The 15207-nt window shown below is 64.9% G+C and carries 18 protein-coding genes and 1 tRNA gene; 9 read left to right on the forward strand and 10 right to left on the reverse strand.

Annotated elements, in window-relative coordinates:
- Positions 1-192 precede the first annotated feature (192 nt).
- The 3 genes from DAEP_RS0106065 to fabD form a co-directional block, all read right to left on the reverse strand.
- Complete coding sequence (locus DAEP_RS0106065; protein WP_005982462.1) at positions 193-426, reverse strand: acyl carrier protein; 234 nt, start codon at positions 424-426, stop codon at positions 193-195.
- A 416-nt stretch (positions 427-842) separates the two neighbouring features.
- The gene (gene fabG / locus DAEP_RS0106070) at positions 843-1580 is read right to left on the reverse strand and encodes a 3-oxoacyl-ACP reductase FabG (RefSeq protein ID WP_008555001.1); all 738 of its coding nucleotides are present in this window, start codon (positions 1578-1580) and stop codon (positions 843-845) included.
- 56 nt (positions 1581-1636) lie between these two features.
- Positions 1637-2569 (reverse strand): ACP S-malonyltransferase, encoded by a 933-nt coding sequence (fabD, locus tag DAEP_RS0106075; RefSeq protein ID WP_027244027.1) that lies wholly within the window; start codon positions 2567-2569, stop codon positions 1637-1639.
- Between the two features lie 178 nt (positions 2570-2747).
- Here fabD and DAEP_RS0106080 point away from each other — a divergent pair, with 178 nt between their 5' ends.
- Positions 2748-3998: a cytochrome b/b6 domain-containing protein gene (locus tag DAEP_RS0106080; RefSeq protein WP_027244028.1), complete on the forward strand. Its 1251-nt coding sequence runs from the start codon at positions 2748-2750 to the stop codon at positions 3996-3998.
- Between the two features lie 130 nt (positions 3999-4128).
- Here DAEP_RS0106080 and DAEP_RS0106085 read toward each other — a convergent pair whose 3' ends face one another.
- The 3 genes from DAEP_RS0106085 to DAEP_RS0106095 form a co-directional block, all read right to left on the reverse strand.
- Positions 4129-4458 (reverse strand): hypothetical protein, encoded by a 330-nt coding sequence (locus tag DAEP_RS0106085; RefSeq protein WP_027244029.1) that lies wholly within the window; start codon positions 4456-4458, stop codon positions 4129-4131.
- 173 nt (positions 4459-4631) lie between these two features.
- Complete coding sequence (locus DAEP_RS0106090; protein WP_027244030.1) at positions 4632-5210, reverse strand: YceI family protein; 579 nt, start codon at positions 5208-5210, stop codon at positions 4632-4634.
- A gap of 155 nt (positions 5211-5365) precedes the next feature.
- Positions 5366-5872, reverse strand: a complete 507-nt coding sequence (locus tag DAEP_RS0106095) for a hypothetical protein (protein ID WP_027244031.1) — start codon at positions 5870-5872, stop codon at positions 5366-5368.
- A gap of 334 nt (positions 5873-6206) precedes the next feature.
- On the opposite strand from DAEP_RS0106095, the gene rpsF reads away from it, so the two are divergent.
- The 7 genes from rpsF to DAEP_RS0106130 all read left to right on the forward strand — a co-directional run bounded on the left by rpsF (position 6207) and on the right by DAEP_RS0106130 (position 10013).
- Entirely contained in the window at positions 6207-6560 is a 354-nt protein-coding gene (rpsF, locus tag DAEP_RS0106100) for a 30S ribosomal protein S6 (protein WP_008554352.1), read from the forward strand.
- A 28-nt stretch (positions 6561-6588) separates the two neighbouring features.
- Positions 6589-6816: a 30S ribosomal protein S18 gene (rpsR, locus tag DAEP_RS0106105; protein WP_005982441.1), complete on the forward strand. Its 228-nt coding sequence runs from the start codon at positions 6589-6591 to the stop codon at positions 6814-6816.
- Between the two features lie 12 nt (positions 6817-6828).
- Positions 6829-7443 (forward strand): 50S ribosomal protein L9, encoded by a 615-nt coding sequence (gene rplI / locus DAEP_RS0106110; RefSeq protein WP_008557548.1) that lies wholly within the window; start codon positions 6829-6831, stop codon positions 7441-7443.
- A 175-nt stretch (positions 7444-7618) separates the two neighbouring features.
- Complete coding sequence (locus tag DAEP_RS0106115; RefSeq protein WP_027244032.1) at positions 7619-7822, forward strand: hypothetical protein; 204 nt, start codon at positions 7619-7621, stop codon at positions 7820-7822.
- A gap of 403 nt (positions 7823-8225) precedes the next feature.
- Complete coding sequence (locus tag DAEP_RS0106120) at positions 8226-8696, forward strand: lytic transglycosylase domain-containing protein (protein WP_008557369.1); 471 nt, start codon at positions 8226-8228, stop codon at positions 8694-8696.
- Between the two features lie 163 nt (positions 8697-8859).
- Positions 8860-9333, forward strand: a complete 474-nt coding sequence (locus DAEP_RS22450) for a hypothetical protein (protein WP_051337322.1) — start codon at positions 8860-8862, stop codon at positions 9331-9333.
- Complete coding sequence (locus DAEP_RS0106130) at positions 9330-10013, forward strand: HTTM domain-containing protein (RefSeq protein WP_027244033.1); 684 nt, start codon at positions 9330-9332, stop codon at positions 10011-10013. The genes DAEP_RS22450 and DAEP_RS0106130 overlap by 4 nt, the downstream gene beginning before the upstream one ends.
- A 66-nt stretch (positions 10014-10079) precedes the next feature.
- Here DAEP_RS0106130 and tig read toward each other — a convergent pair whose 3' ends face one another.
- From tig to DAEP_RS0106150, 4 genes are all read right to left on the reverse strand, one after another.
- Positions 10080-11411 carry a trigger factor gene (gene tig / locus DAEP_RS0106135; RefSeq protein ID WP_008557069.1) on the reverse strand — a complete coding sequence of 444 codons (1332 nt, stop codon included), beginning with the start codon at positions 11409-11411 and terminating at the stop codon, positions 10080-10082.
- A 198-nt stretch (positions 11412-11609) separates the two neighbouring features.
- The gene (locus DAEP_RS0106140) at positions 11610-12728 is read right to left on the reverse strand and encodes a porin (protein ID WP_027244034.1); all 1119 of its coding nucleotides are present in this window, start codon (positions 12726-12728) and stop codon (positions 11610-11612) included.
- Between the two features lie 349 nt (positions 12729-13077).
- Positions 13078-14202 (reverse strand): porin, encoded by a 1125-nt coding sequence (locus DAEP_RS0106145; protein WP_027244035.1) that lies wholly within the window; start codon positions 14200-14202, stop codon positions 13078-13080.
- Positions 14203-14374: 172 nt separating this feature from the next.
- A tRNA-Leu gene (locus tag DAEP_RS0106150) sits at positions 14375-14459 on the reverse strand.
- A 220-nt stretch (positions 14460-14679) separates the two neighbouring features.
- On the opposite strand from DAEP_RS0106150, the gene DAEP_RS0106155 reads away from it, so the two are divergent.
- Complete coding sequence (locus DAEP_RS0106155) at positions 14680-15207, forward strand: Hint domain-containing protein (RefSeq protein WP_027244036.1); 528 nt, start codon at positions 14680-14682, stop codon at positions 15205-15207.

A 15207-nucleotide genomic window follows, 5' to 3' on the forward strand; every position in this document is an offset into this window, starting at 1 on the left:
TACGCCGTATCCTGACCTTTTGAGGAACAATTGCGGCACCCGCCCCCGCCTGCCCGGTAGCGCAAACAGGCCCGTGGCCGGATTGCCGCAGGCACAGATTCGGCACGCCCCGGCCGGCACAGTAAAGACAAAAGAAAACGGCGCCCTCCGCACGGGAGAGCGCCGTTTATTCCGGTCCTCCGGAAGCGTGGCTTAGGACGCTTCGGAGATGAACTTGACCGCGTCGCCGAAGGTCTGGATGGTTTCGGCTGCGTCGTCCGGGATCTCGATGCCGAACTCTTCTTCAAACGCCATCACCAGTTCCACGGTGTCCAGGCTGTCTGCGCCCAGATCGTCGATGAAGGAGGCGTTTTCAGTGACCTTGTCCTCTTCAACACCCAGGTGCTCAACAACGATCTTTTTAACGCGATCTGCGACGTCGCTCATGTCTCTTCCTCGTATTTCAGGGCACTCTGCCCGGTTCTGCCCTTGCCCGTGCGGGCGGCGTGGTTATTGCCCGGAGCGGGCGGTGTGATCCCCGCGGGACGGGGACAGTGCGGCGTTTCCCTTAGGAAAAACCTGCGGATATGGGCCGCCTATAGCATAGACCGCGGCCAAGGCAAACGGTTTCGCTTGGTAACGATCTGTGCTGCGGCCCGCAGCCTGCGGGTATCAAGCCGTGCAGATGGCCCCGCAATCAAGTGGTTGCAAGCAGGTTTGCGGAGTTTTTTGCAAATCTGCCTCTTTTCAACCGCTTGTTGGCGGCGTCAGGCCGCGGCGCCGGGCCCTGGCGGCCTGACGCGGGGCGGAACGGGCGTGGAAAAGCCCTGCAGGCGGGCTGCAGGGCCTGGCAAACCGCCTGCTCAGATCATCGCCATGCCGCCGTTCACATGCAGCGTTGTGCCGGTGACATAGCCGGCCTCCTGGCTGGCCAGATACAGAACCGCGGAGGCGATTTCCTTCGATTCCCCCATGCGCCCGGCCGGGATCTGGCTCAGAATCGCGTCTTTCTGGCTGTCGTTCAGCTTGTCGGTCATCGCGGTGGCGATGAAGCCCGGCGCGACCGCGTTCACCGTGATGCCGCGGTTGGCGACCTCATAGGCCAGCGATTTGGACATGCCGACCATGCCCGCCTTGGAGGCGGCATAGTTGCCCTGGCCCGGGTTGCCGGTGGCGCCCACCACCGAGGAGATGTTGATGATACGGCCCCAGCGCGCCTTCATCATGCCGCGCAGCACGCCGCGGCACAGCCGCATTGTGGAGGTGAGGTTCACGTTCAGGACGGAGTCCCATTCCTCGTCCTTCATCCGCATGAACAGGTTGTCGCGGGTGATGCCTGCGTTGTTGACCAGGATGTCGACGGAGCCCATCGCCTCGGCCGCCTGCTTCGGCAGCGCCTCGACCGCTTCGGCGTCGGAGAGGTTGCAGGGCAGCACATGGACGCGTTCGCCCAGTTCCTCGGCCAGCGCCTTGAGCGGCTCCTCGCGGGTGCCCGACAGGGCCACGGTGGCGCCTGCTGCGTGCAGCGCGCGGGCGATGTCGCCGCCGATGCCGCCGGAGGCGCCGGTGACGAGGGCATTCTTGCCAGTCAGATCAAACATGTGGTTTCCTTCACTTTCGGATCCGGGCCGCGCGGGGCTGGCGCCGGAAAATCTCTTTATGCTTCAGCGGCGGCCTTGGCGTCCTCGGGGGTGCCGACCTGGCGGCAGGCCAGATTGCGGTCGATCTTGCGGATCATGCCCGAAAGCGCCTTGCCCGCGCCGATCTCCCAGAATTCGGTGACGCCCTTGGCGGCCATCGCCTGCACGCTTTCGCGCCAGCGCACGGAGCCGGTCACCTGCTCCACCAGCAAGGCGCGGATTTCGTCCGGGCTGGTCACCGCATCGGCGCGCACGTTGGCGATCAGCGGCACCGCGGGGGATTTGATCTCAACACCGGCCAGCGCTTCGGCCATGGCGTCGGCGGCGGGCTGCATCAGGGCGCAGTGGAAGGGGGCGGACACCGGCAGCATCACAGCGCGCTTGGCGCCTTTCTCCTTGGCGATTTCAGCCGCACGCTCGACCGCGGCCTTGGCGCCGGAGACCACCACCTGGGTGGGGTCGTTGTCGTTGGCGGCCTGGCAGACCTCGCCCTGCGCGGCTTCCTCGGCCACTGCGCGCACGGCGTCAAGGTCGAGGCCCAGGATCGCGGCCATCGCGCCCTCGCCCACCGGCACGGCGCTTTGCATGGCCAGACCGCGGGTGCGCAGCAGGCGGGCGGTGTCGGTGACCGAGATCGCCCCGGCGGCGGCCAGTGCCGAGTATTCGCCCAGCGAGTGGCCGGCCACAAAGGCGGCTTTCTCAATCGTCACGCCTTCGGCCTCCAGCGCCCGCATGGCGGCCATCGAGGTGGCCATCAGCGCCGGCTGGGCGTTTTGGGTCAGGGTCAGGGTTTCGATGTCGCCCGCCCAGATCAGCTGGCTCAGGCTTTCCCCCAGCGCCTCATCGACCTCGTCAAAGATGGCCTTGGCCGCTGGATAGGCATCGGCAAGCGCCTTGCCCATCCCGATGGTCTGGGCGCCCTGGCCGGGGAACACGAATGCGATCGTCATTGAAGACCTCGTCTGTTTTAGCGTTTGGCCTGATGTAACGGCCCTTGACGCGACGCACAAGCAAAGCTGCAGCCTGCGCACCGCGCCTGTGCACGGATGTAGGGGGCGCGGATGTTGCGCGGGGCCGCGGTGTTGCTACCTTGAAGTCAGCCCCGACTTGAAAAGGACCCGAAGCGCCATGTCCGGCCAAAACACCTTCCAAAGCTATGGCAGCATTGCCAAGACCTTTCACTGGCTGACGGCCCTGCTGATCTTCTCGGCCTTTCCGCTAGGGTATTTCGCCAATGAGCTGGCGCAAGAGATCCAGAGCCCGGGGTTTGACGGCAGCCAGGCGGTGATCGAGCGGGCCACCCTGTTGTTTTCGCTGCACAAGACCATCGGGGTTGCGGTGTTCTTTACCGCGCTGCTGCGCATCCTGTGGGCGCTGAGCCAGCCCAAGCCGGGGCTGCTGCACCCGGACCGCAAGGCGGAGGCGCTGGCGGCGGAGATGGTGCATTGGCTGTTGTACGGCTCGCTGGTGGCGGTGCCGCTGAGCGGCTGGATCCATCACGCCGCCACCACCGGATTTGCGCCGATCTGGTGGCCGTTCGGGCAGAGCCTGCCGTTCGTGCCGAAGTCCGAGGCGGTGGCGGGGTTCTTTGGCGGCGTGCATTGGGTGCTGGTCTGGACCCTGGCGGGCGCGCTGGGCCTGCATATTGCCGGCGCGCTGAAGCATCATGTGATCGACCGCGACGCCACCCTGCGGCGGATGCTGCCGGGCCGCGATGCCAGCCTGACTCAGCCGCCCGCGCAGAGCCACAGCCTGCTGCCGCTGCTGGCGGCGCTGCTGGTCTGGGCCGGTGTGCTGGGCGGCGGCGCGGCGCTGGGCCTTTTGGGCGGCAAGCAGGCGGTTGAGACCGGCACCGCCGCCCCCGTTGTGGCCGCGGATCCGGGTGCCGGTGCGGCAAGCGGCTGGGCTGTGCAATCGGGCACGCTGGGGATCACCGTGACCCAGATGGGCGGCGCGGTCGCCGGCAGCTTCGGGGAATGGTCCGCCGTCATCAACTTCGAGGAGCCGGCGGCGCCGGGCCCGGCCGGGGATGTGGAGGTGACTGTCGCCATCGCGTCGCTGCAGCTGGGCACGGTGACACAGCAGGCGATGGGCGCGGATTACTTCGACAGCGCCAGTTTCCCCACTGCGCTGTTCAAGGCGGAGATCGAGAAGCTGGCGGAGGGGTATCAGGCGGTTGGCACGCTGACGATCAAGGATCAGACGGTGCCGGTCACCCTGCCCTTCGATCTGGTGCTGGAGGGGGATAGCGCCAAGATGTCTGGCGGGCTGACCCTGAACCGGCTGGATTTCGGCATCGGCAAGAGCCTGCCCGACGAAAGCTCGCTGGGGTTTGCCGTTGATGTGGCGGTGGAGCTGGAGGCCAAGCGGGCGGAGTAACCGGCGTTAAGGGAGCGGCTTCCGCCAGCCCTTCGCCACCTTGCAAGCCCCGGCAATCGTGCCGGGGCTTTTTCTGCCCGCAGGATCATGCCTTGTGCGCAGGCGCCTGTCTTGGCGCCCGGCTGCGGCTTCAGTGCCTGTGCCAGTAGTAGCCGCCATGGCGGCTGTGGTGCCGGTGGCCGCCGTGGCGGCGGTAGTGGTGCCGGTCGCGTCCGGCGTAGTGGCGCCGGGGGCCGTAGTAGCCGTAGTGCGTTTTCGGCTGGTGGTAGTAGACGCGGCCGCGGTGGCGGTCCCGGTCGTTTTCCAGGCTGTGGACAATGACGCCGAGGGCAATCAGCCCGGCGATGGCGCGGGCCGCATCATGACCTCTATCATGGGCGGCGGCGGGCGCGGTAAAGGCCAGGCTGGCTGCGAGGGCCACTGCCGCACCGGCTGAAGCGGGAAAGCCTAAGCGGGACATGGGTGCCTCCTTTCCGAAGCGGCCGGAGGGGCCGTCGTCAGTGTGCGCCCTCGGAGAGGGAAAGGCCAGTGAACTTGGGTCACGCTTTGGGGAGGTCCGCACCGGCGGCGCAAAGGAAAACCGCCGGCCCCAGGGGAGCCGGCGGCTGGAATTTCGCGGAACCTTCTGCCGGGTCAGCTGTCGGCCTTCATCGCCTCGACCGAAATCTTGATGTTGACCTCGTCGCTGACGAAGGGGGCGAACTGGCCCAGGTTGTAGTCGGTGCGCAGGATCTGGGTGGTGGCGTCGAAGCCGGCCCAGGGCTTATTGGCCATCGGATGATCGCCCTTCTGGTTCAGCTTGGCATCCAGCACCACGGATTTGGTCACGCCGTTCAGGGTCAGATCGCCGGTGATCTTGGCGGTCTCCTCGCCGGTCACTTCGATGCCGGTGGAGGTGAAGCTGATGGTTTCATCCTCGGTGGCGTCAAAGAAATCCTTGGTCATGAAGTGATCGAAGCGCGCCTGCCAGCCGGTGAACATGCTGCTGAGCGGCATGGAAACGGAGACGGAGGAGTTTGCCGGGTCTTCCTGGTCGAACATGATCTCGCCTTCGAAGCCGGCGAACAGTCCGTAGGTGGTCGAATAGCCCAGGTGGTTGTAGTCGAAGAGGATCTGGCTGTGGCCGGGATCCAGAACGTATTTCTCGGGGGCGGCGGCAGCGCCGGTTGCAGCGGCGGCGGCCAGGGCGGCGGCAAGCAGGGTCTTCTTCATGGGAAAGGCTCCGTGTGAACAAATCTTGTTAGGAACAGATGCGGCGAATGGCTCCCGGAAAGGAAGCCGGCAAAAACCAACAGTATCTGTGAGCGGGCGAACACAAAACCCGGCGGGAGGGCCGCCGGGCCTGTCTCGCGGAAATGTGATGGCGTTCAGGTCAGGATCCGCACCGCGCCGCTGAACTGGTCGCGCAGCTGGCTGCGCATCGCGGCGGACTGGAGCGGCAGCTCGATCAGCAGGCTGCCGTCTGTTTCATACATCTGCACGGACGCGGCGGTCAGCCGGACCGCGCCGAGGCTGTCGTAACTGCGGCGCAGCACCGTGGCCGGGCGGCTGTGCCCGTCGCGCTGAAGCACCCGCAATTCGCGGCGCACCGGATCGAAGCAGGCCTCGGACCGGCTGCCGGCCCCATGCGCGGTCATCAGCACCAGCCCGGTCAGCAGGAACACCACCGACACCCCCATCCGGATCAGGTTCATCGCAGGATCGGCCCCGGCCCCGGGCACCAGCCACAGCCCGGTGGAGCCAAGGAGCATCGCCACCCCCAGCAGGCGCAGCAGGGTCAGCCGCAGTTTCCAGTTTGCCTCCAGCCGCAGGCTGAGCGGCACCGCCCTTGCTGCGGCGCCAAACGCAGGCGGGGTTTGATCTGTCACGGCCATCTGACTGCCCTTTCTAAAGCTGTTCCGTCTGTAACTGCCCCGGCCGGCGCCGGACCCGCGCGAACGTCGTGCGGCGGCGCGCCTTTTGCGTTAAGACTTCGTTAAACACTCAAGGCTGGCATTGGGGCAGCAATGCGGCGCGGCTGCGGTTTTGCAGCGGCACCCCGCTGCGCCCTCCGGGCCGCGCCGGTTTTGCCTTGCTCTTTGCGCCTCAGCCTGTATAGGAGGCCCTGCTTCCGCGACACTTTCGATCCGCGCAGCCTCTCGTGACCAGGCAGCGGAAGCATGTGATGCCCGGTCTATGAAATGCGCCTAGACACAAACAGGAGTTCGCATGCCCCTCTATGAGCATGTCATGATTGCGCGTCAGGACCTGTCCAACTCGCAAGCAGAAGGCCTCATCGAACACTTCGGTGCTGTTCTGTCCGACAACGGCGGTAAGCTGGTCGACCAGGAGTACTGGGGCGTCAAGACCATGGCCTACAAGATCAACAAGAACCGCAAGGGCCACTATGCCTTCCTGCGCACCGACGCACCCGCGTCTGCCGTGCAGGAAATGGAGCGCCTGATGCGTCTGCATGATGACGTGATGCGCGTCCTGACCATCAAGGTCGACGAGCACGCCGAGGGCCCTTCGGTCCAGATGCAGAAGCGCGACGAACGCGGCGAACGCCGTGAGCGCCGCTGATCAACGCTTGAGAAAAGGACGCTAAATCATGGCAGCCAAACCGTTTTTCCGCCGCCGCAAGGTTTGCCCGTTCTCGGGCGACAACGCGCCGAAGATCGACTACAAGGACACCCGTCTGCTGCAGCGCTACATCTCTGAGCGCGGCAAGATCGTTCCCTCGCGCATCACCGCCGTTTCGGCGAAGAAGCAGCGTGAGCTGGCCCGTGCTATCAAGCGCGCCCGCTTCCTCGCCCTGCTGCCCTACGCTGTGAAGTAAGGAGATAAGCAGATGCAAGTTATCCTTCTTGAGCGCGTTGCGAAGCTGGGCCAAATGGGCGACGTCGTTGACGTGAAGCCCGGTTACGCCCGCAACTTCCTGCTGCCGCAGGGCAAGGCAAAAACCGCCTCCGAGGCCAACATCGCCTCTTTCGAAGCCCAGAAAGCGCAGCTGGAAGCGCGCAACCTGGAGACCAAGAAAGAAGCCGAAGCTCTGGCAGCGAAGCTGGACGGCCAGCAGTTCGTCGTGATTCGCTCCGCTTCGGACGCGGGCGCGCTGTACGGCTCGGTCACTCCGCGCGACGCTGCTGATGCGGCCACCGACGCCGGTTTCTCGGTCGACAAGAAACAGGTCGCCCTGATCCACCCGATCAAGGAACTGGGCCTGCATTCGGTCGCTGTGAAGCTGCACCCGGAAGTGGACGTCGAAATCAAGCTGAACGTGGCTCGCTCCGCAGAGGAAGCCGAGCTGCAGGCATCGGGCAAATCGATCCAGGAGCTGGCCGCCGAAGAGGAAGCCGCTGCTGAATTCGAGATTTCCGAGCTGTTCGACGATATCGGCTCCGCAGCCTCCGACGACGACGAAGGCCCGGCAGCCGAAGCCGCTGGCGACGAAGAAACCAACTGATCCTTTCGGGTCAGCTGAGACATGGGAAAGGCCGCCTTCCGGGCGGCCTTTTTCTGTTTCCGGCGGACACCGTTAAAAGCCGGACTAAGTTTTAGGAACATGCGCGTCTGCCATAAACCTTCCGTTTGCCGTTCCTTGCCAGCATGGCAACGGGAGCAGAAGGGAGGGGTTTGCCTTGGATGACAACCTGGAGCGTGAGGAACTGGCGCTGCGCCGGCGGCTGCTGTTCCGGCTGCTGCGCGGGCACCGGTTCGACCGGCCGGAGTTCAGAACCGAAGCGATTGCCGACATCGTGCCCAAGGGCCTGATTGCGCCTGGCAGCAGCCTGTTCGGCACGCCCGGAAAGCCGGGCCGCCCGGGCGGCGGCGTGGCGGGCTGACACTGCTGGCATCGCAGGCAGTCCAAGGCCGTGAAACCTCAGCCGCGGGCTTCGCCAGCGCCGGACAAAGGGGTTATTGGGACCGCGGAAAATTGGGAAACAGCCCGCGGCCCCGTCTGCCCGATTTGGTCAGATGCCCCACAGGCGTGAGGGGCGATCTGCCTGAGGGTCGTGTTGCCTCAATGCGCACCCCCAATATGTAGTGGGCGGACATATTTAACAAATGTCTAATGCTTAAACTTTGAGGAACCCGCCCGCCGCCAGCCGGACGGCCCCTCTCAGGCGGGATCCCCCTTCCGGTTTGGCGGTTCCCTGCCGGTTGCCGCGGGTGGTGCCACAGACCATATTGCAGCCCGGCGCCATGCGGTTAGGCTGGCCGCGAGCAACAATATGCGGAGGCCGCATGACGCGCCGGACCACACTTATTTTATTTTTAGCAGCCGCAGTTCTGGCTGCCTGCGGAAGCACCGCCTCCACGCCCGAGGTGACACGGTACAATCCGCCGCTCTATCCCAATGAAACGCCTGAACTGCGGCAGCAGATCAATTATTGGGCCGACCATTACGAGGTTCCGCGCAGCCTGGTCCACCGGCTGGCAGTGCGCGAAAGCACCCACCGCCCGCATGCGGTGAACCGGCCCTATTACGGGCTGCTGCAGATCCTGCCCGCCACCGCCCGCTCTATGGGTTTTCAGGGGCAGCCCAAGGATCTGCTGGATGCGGACACCAACCTGCAGTTTTCCGTCAAATACCTGCGCGGCGCCTGGCTGCTGGCCGATGGCAGCCAGGACATGGCGGTGAAGCATTATTCCCGCGGCTACTACTACGAAGCCAAACGCCGCGGCATGCTCAGGGAAACCGGCCTGCGGCCCTGATCGCCCACAGCCGCCGCCCGCAGCGCCCCGCAGGGGCGCTGCCCGGCCCAACGGGACGCCGGCGGCTTCCGCAGGAAGCGGCCAAGGACGGGCGGGAGCGCCGCGCTGCGCATCTGGCTGGGTGTTTAGCAAAATTCTAACCGGCGCCCGCTTTACTGGCGCGATGCTGACCCTGTTCAAACTGCTGCTGCCGGCGCTGATGCCGTCCTGGCGCTTCTTCAAATCGGTGGATCCGTCGCCGCGGGTGGAATGGCGCCTGCTTTCCAGCGCGTCCGGACCGCCCGCGCCCTGGCAGGAATTCCGGCCGCGGCCCGAACGGCTGAGCCCGCTTGCTGTGGCCGGGCGGATGCTGTGGAACGCACGCTGGAACGAAAGCCTGTTTCTGGTCAGCTGCGCCGAGCGGCTGACGCTGGCGCCAACCGGCCACAGCCGCCGGGAAATCCTGCGCCGGATCGCGGCTGAGCTGCTGCGCGTGCAGCCGCCCGGCACGCTGCTGCCCTACCTGCAGTTCCGCCTGGTTTTTCTGGACCGGGGGGAGGACGGCCAGCTGATCAAGGCGGTCACCTATCAATCGGAACCGCATCTGATGGCCGGCCTCAGCGCCAATGGCGCGCAGGCCGCACGGGCCGCCGCATGAGCCTGGAGCTGGCCCTGCGCGCGACCGAGGTGCTGCTGGCGCTGGCCTTTCTGCAGCAAAGCGCCGAGCATATGGCGGGCTTCCGGGACGAGCAGATCCTGCACGGGCCGCGCCTGCTGCTGGCCGGGCTGCTGCTGTTCGGGATCGCGGCGCCCTGGGTGCTGCTGGGGCTGCTGGTGCTGGGACTGTTGCTGCTGCAGCGGTTTCAGGGGCCGTATAACGGCGGCAGCGACAAGATGAGCCTCTTGATCCTCTGCTGCCTCACCGCGGCCCGCTGGCTGCCGTCCGAGCAATGGCAGGAATACGCCTTTGCCTATCTCGCCGGGCAGCTGGTGATCTGCTATTTCATCTCCGGCCAGGTGAAGATCGTGAACCCCGAATGGCGGTCCGGCCGGGCGCTGCAGGATGTGTTCCGCTTCTCCGCCTACCCCGTCAGCGAGGAACTGCGCCGCCTGGCGGACCGTCCGCGGCTGCTGTGGGCGATGGGCTGGGCGGTGATGCTGTTCGAGGTGCTGTTTCCGCTGGCGCTGTTCAGCCGCGAGGCGCTGCTGCTGGCGCTGTTCACCGCGGCGCTGTTCCACCTTGCCAATGCCTGCCTGTTCGGGCTGAACCGGTTTTTCTGGATCTGGCTGGCGGCCTACCCGTCGCTGCTGTGGCTGCAGGATCGCGTGGTTCTGTGACCGCGCCGGGCACGAAAAAGGCCGCCCATCAGGCGGCCTTTCCGTAATCTTGCAGGAAGGAGAGGATTACTCCTCTTCCAGTGCCTCAACCGCTTTTTGCAGCTCGTCTTTGGAGACTTCTTTCTCCTCGACTTTGGCCTGGCCGACGATGTGGTCGACAACCTTGTCTTCGAAGATCGGCGCGCGCAGCTGCTGCTGCATCTGGACGTTCTTCTGGATGAACTCGAAGAACTGGCGCTCCTGGCCCGGGTACTGGCGGGCCTGGCTCATGATCGCCTGGGTCATTTCGGCGTCGGTCACTTCGACCTCGGCTTTCTGGCCCAGCTCGGCCAGCAGCAGGCCCAGGCGCACGCGGCGCTCTGCCAGCTTGACGTGCTCTTCGGTCGGCTCGATCTCACCGTGGTTGTGATCGTGCACTTCCGGGTTGTCCTCGTGCCACAGCTGATGCGCGATCTGCTTGGCTTCGGCGTCGACCAGCGACGGCGGCAGGTCGAAGGAGACCAGCGCATCCAGCTTGTCCAGCAGCGCGCGCTTCAGCACCGCGCGGGCGGCACCGGCATATTCGGCTTCCAGGCGCTCAGCGATCTGGCCCTTCAGCGCGTCCAGGTCGTCGGAGCCGAATTTCTTGGCCAGCTCATCGTCGATCTCAGCCGCTTTCGGGGCTTTGACTTCCTTGACGGTGCAGGAGAACACGGCCTCTTTGCCAGCCAGATGCTCTGCGCCGTATTCCTCGGGGAAGGACACGGTCACGTCTTTTTCTTCACCGGCCTTGGTGCCGACCAGCTGCTCTTCGAAGCCGGGGATGAAGGAGTTGGAGCCAAGCACCAGCGGGTAGTCGTCGCCTGCGCCGCCCTCGAAGGCCTCGCCGTCGATCTTGCCGACGAAGTCGATCACGACCTGGTCGCCGTCTTCGGCTGCTGCGCCCTCTTCGCGGGCTTCGAATTCCTTGGCGGTTTCGGCCAGGTTTGCCAGCGCTTCGTTGACGGCTTCGTCTTCAGCCTTCACGACCAGCTTTTCCAGCTCGATGCCGGAGAAGTCGACCTCGGGGATTTCCGGCAGTGCCTCGTAGGACATCTCGACGTTGACGTCGTCGCCTTCTTTCCAGTCTTCGTTGGTCATCTTGACTTCGGGCTGCAGCGCCGGACGGTCGCCGCTGTCCTCGAAATGCTTGTTCATGGCGCCGTCGATGGATTCCTGCATCGCTTCGCCCATCAGGCGCTGGCCGAACTGCTTTTTCAGCAGCGCCATCGGCACCTTGCCTTTGCGGAAACCCTTCATTTCGATTTCCGGCTGCGCTTCGACCAGCTTTTCGTTGACCTTCTCGTCCAGCTCGGCGGCGGTGACGGTGATGGCGTAGCCGCGTTTCAGACCTTCGTTCAGCGTCTCGGTGACCTGCATCCTATTCCCCATAGAGATTCGGGGCCCCAGTGCAAGGTGCCCCCAGACAATTTGCGGTCTTCTATTTCCCCCGGCGCGGCGGCGCAAGGGGGATTGCCCCTTTCCTGACCAATCCCGCGGATTTCCGGGGTGCCGCAACGGAAAACACGCCCCGCAATGGGGGCGTGTCTGCCGTTCTTAAACCAAGCAAGGTGCGGTTCAGAATTTCCAGCGGGCGCCGGCCAGGATCACGTTTGCGTCCTGGTAGGCCGCGGGGCCGGTGTCGGCATAGGAATAGTCGCGGTAGGCCAGATAGGTTTCGACATTATAGGCGTCGATCTTCTGAACCGCGGCCACGCCCCAGGACTCGGCGCTGTCGCCGGCGGTGACCATGTCGGAGCCGTCATAATAGTCGACCGAGAAGGAGGTTGCGCCGGCCGCGATCAGATCCGCCGAATAGCCCAGCTTGGCATAGGCATAGGTGCCCGCGATGTCGCGCTCGCCCGCGGCGAGGTTCAGCGACAGGCCGGTGGCCTTGTGCAGCACCGCAAAGGAGCCGGAGATGTCGCGGTAGTCTTCCTTGCCGGTTTCCTCGGTCCAGGAGGCGCCGATGCCGGTGTCGATGGCAAAGCCCGCGGCCTCGTCGTTGACCCAGCGCACCGCCACGTCGTAGCTTTCGCGGTCGTTGGCGTCCTTCAGGACATCGGTGCCCCAGGAGGTCGAGAAGGTGAAGCCTGCCAGCTCCGGCGAGTCATAGCGGATGCGGCCCAGGCGGCTGCCGTCGAAGTCATTGAAGACATCGCCGATGTCCACCGAGCTGAGCGCGCCGGCGCCGGTGCGGAAGGCATAGCCGCCCGCGGCGTCAGCCACGGCGTTGGAGGCGCCAAGGCCGGTGCCGGAGAAATCCGCGCCGGTGATGCCGTCGGTCGCCATCGCGCCCTGACCGGCCGAGAAGCGGCCATAGCGCGCGGTGTCGAACTGGAAGTCCACGTGGCGGATGTTGGTGCGGTCCCAGCTGATGTTGTCGCCGGTCGAAAGCTGGCTGACCCCGTCCGACGAGCGGAAGCCGAAGGCGGTTTCGAAGTTGAACCGCAGGGTGTTTTCGCCATAGGCCTGCTCCAGCCAGAAGCCGATGCGCGAGTTGGAGGCCGCGTTATCGGTCAGCCGGTTGAAGTCCTGCCCGCCATCGTCAAAGGACTGATAGACGGGGTTGAACTGGCCGTACCAGCGGAAGCTGCCGCCGGTGTCGTTGGTATAGGTGGGGCCTGCAAATGCCGGGGCGGCAAGTGCCGCCGCAAGGGAGGCCGCGCCGGCGCGGGCTGCAATCTTGGTTTTCATGGTCTGTCTCCTGTTCCGCCGCTTACGGCCGCTGTCCGGGCGCCTGCCAGCGCCGGAGCCGAGGGAGCCTCCGTGCGCACTGCGTGCATTCCGGGTCAGATGACCGCTGCGGCATGTGTGAAAATCTGCTCGCGGCAAAAAATCACCTGCACCGTAGCGCCGGCACCGGCCGGGAGATGTGAAGGTGATTACGTTTGCGCCCCGCCTTGCGCAAAGCAGCTATGCCTTCTGCGCAACCCTGAGCCGGGAGCCAGCCGGCCCCGCCGCCGCAGGGGACCAGGGCAGCCCCCATTGCAAAACGCCCCGGGGATCCGGAGCGTTTTTTCCGTTTCGAAGCTTGCTGTGCAGGTCAGAACTTCCAGCGCGCGCCCAGAACCCAGGTCGAGACATCCTGGTAAGACGCCGCGGCATCCTCATAGTCATATTCCTGATAAGTCAGGTATATGTCGGTATTGAAATTCTCAACCTTCTGAACCGCACCGATACCCCAGCCCTTGGAGCTGGAGCCGTTCACATTGAAGTCCTCGCCTTCATAGTAATGCACCCCAAGACCGGTCTTGCCCCAGGGCAGCCATTCGTTTTCATAGCCGATCTTGGCGTAGTAATAGCTGGGGTCACTGGCGCCCGCCGCGTCATTGTCGCGGGTGCCGCCCGCAACGGTGAAGCTGATCCCGTTGTCCAGCAGCACCGAGGCAGAGCCGATCACGTCGGACCGCTCGTCGCCGTCGTCTTCGCGCACCTGATAAGCCAGGGATGCGGCGAAATTGGTGGGACCGAACTCCTGCCCGTAGAACACGCCGATATCATAGTAGTCGGCTTCATCGGATGAAGAGAGGACGTTCTGCCCCCAGGCCAGGCCTGCGGAAAAGCCGTTGAAATCCGGCGTGTCGTAACGGATGCGGCCGCGTCTGGATCCGTCGAGATTGTCAAACGCATCCGCCAGGACCGGCCCGCTGAGCGCCCCCGCGGTGTCGCGGATCAGGAACCCGGCATTGGAGTCGACCTTGAAGGAGTAGAGCGCGGTGCCGACATAAGACAGATCCGTCTCCGCCGCGCCGTCGGCCAACATGCTGCCCTGCCCGGCCGACAGCTTGCCCCAGCCTCCTTCCAGCCAGAAGTCCACGTGGCGCAGGTCCGCCCGGGTCCAGCCGCTGTAGTCGGAGCCGAACTGGTTCACCTCGGTCGAGTTCGGGAAGCCCAGACCGGCCTCGAACCGGAAGCCGAAGGTGTTGGCCCCGAACGGCTGCATCAGCCGCAGGCCGATCCGGGAGCGGGACAGGTCATTGTCGAGCAGGTTGGTTTCGGTCTGTTCGCCATCGTCCACAGAGATGATGGCGGGGTTGAGCTGGCCATAGATTTCGACATAGCCGCCGGAGTTGTTTTCGTATTTCAGCTCAGCCAGGCCCGGCTGCGCCAGGACGCACAGTGCAGTCCCCGCCGCGGTGGTTGTTTTCAGAAGACGTTTCACGGCCATCCCCCTTGTCAACAATGTACTGATGAACATTTGACCGGCCGCTGTCAGCGTCCTGCCGGGGCGAAGTATATCACAGGCGCGGCGAAAGAGGAAAACCTATCCCGCCGTCAGGGCAAGCCGGCCAGCCGCCGCAGCCGGGCCTTGCGCCCGCATGATTGACTTCGCTGAAAAATGGTGCGGGTGAAGGGACTTGAACCCCCACGCCTTGCGGCGCCAGAACCTAAATCTGGTGCGTCTACCAATTCCGCCACACCCGCACGGCACGAAGGTCCGTCCCTCGTGTGACGCGCTGAATAGCAAAGCTTGGCGGCGGATGCGAGCGGAAATCGCGCCGCCGCGGCCGTTGTGCAAAACGGCAACAATCCATGCGGAATATCGCAACAATAAGCGGTTTTTTGCGTGAAAAGGCTGGGCCTGGAATCCGCTTGTGCCGTAGTTTGGCGGAAAAAGTCTGAGGCAGACAAAGCGAGCAACAACATGAAACCGTTTGGAAATGCGGCCCTGCGCGCGCAATTGGCGATGCGCGTCCAGGCACAGCCCCGGCGGCTGTTCCAGGGCAGCCAGAACATCACCCTCTTGCGCGGCACCGCTGTGCTGACCCGCGAGGGGGAGCGCGCCGCAGAAGATCTCACGGCAGGCGACAGCCTGATCACCCGCACCCAGGGCATGGCCAGGGTCGAGGCCGTCCGCAGCCGCCGCGCGATGCTGCAGGCGGTCTGCATCGCTGCCGGTTCTCTGGGCGATACCCTCGGTGAGGGCGGCCTGACCGTTCCCTGGGACCAGCGCATCCTGGTGCGCGACTGGCGCGCCAAGGCGATGTTCGGCCAGCCGCAGGCGGTGGTGCCGGCCTATGAACTGGTGGACGGCGAGTTCATCCGCGACCTGGGCCTGCAGATGATGGACCTGACGGTGCTGGAGTTCTCCCGCCCGCATGTGATCTATGCCGGCGGACTGGAACTGGCCGCGGCAGCCGCACCGCAGGAAGACCTGCGCCCGGCGGCCTGA

It is taken from the genome of Leisingera daeponensis DSM 23529 (assembly GCF_000473145.1).
GTDB lineage: Bacteria > Pseudomonadota > Alphaproteobacteria > Rhodobacterales > Rhodobacteraceae > Leisingera > Leisingera daeponensis.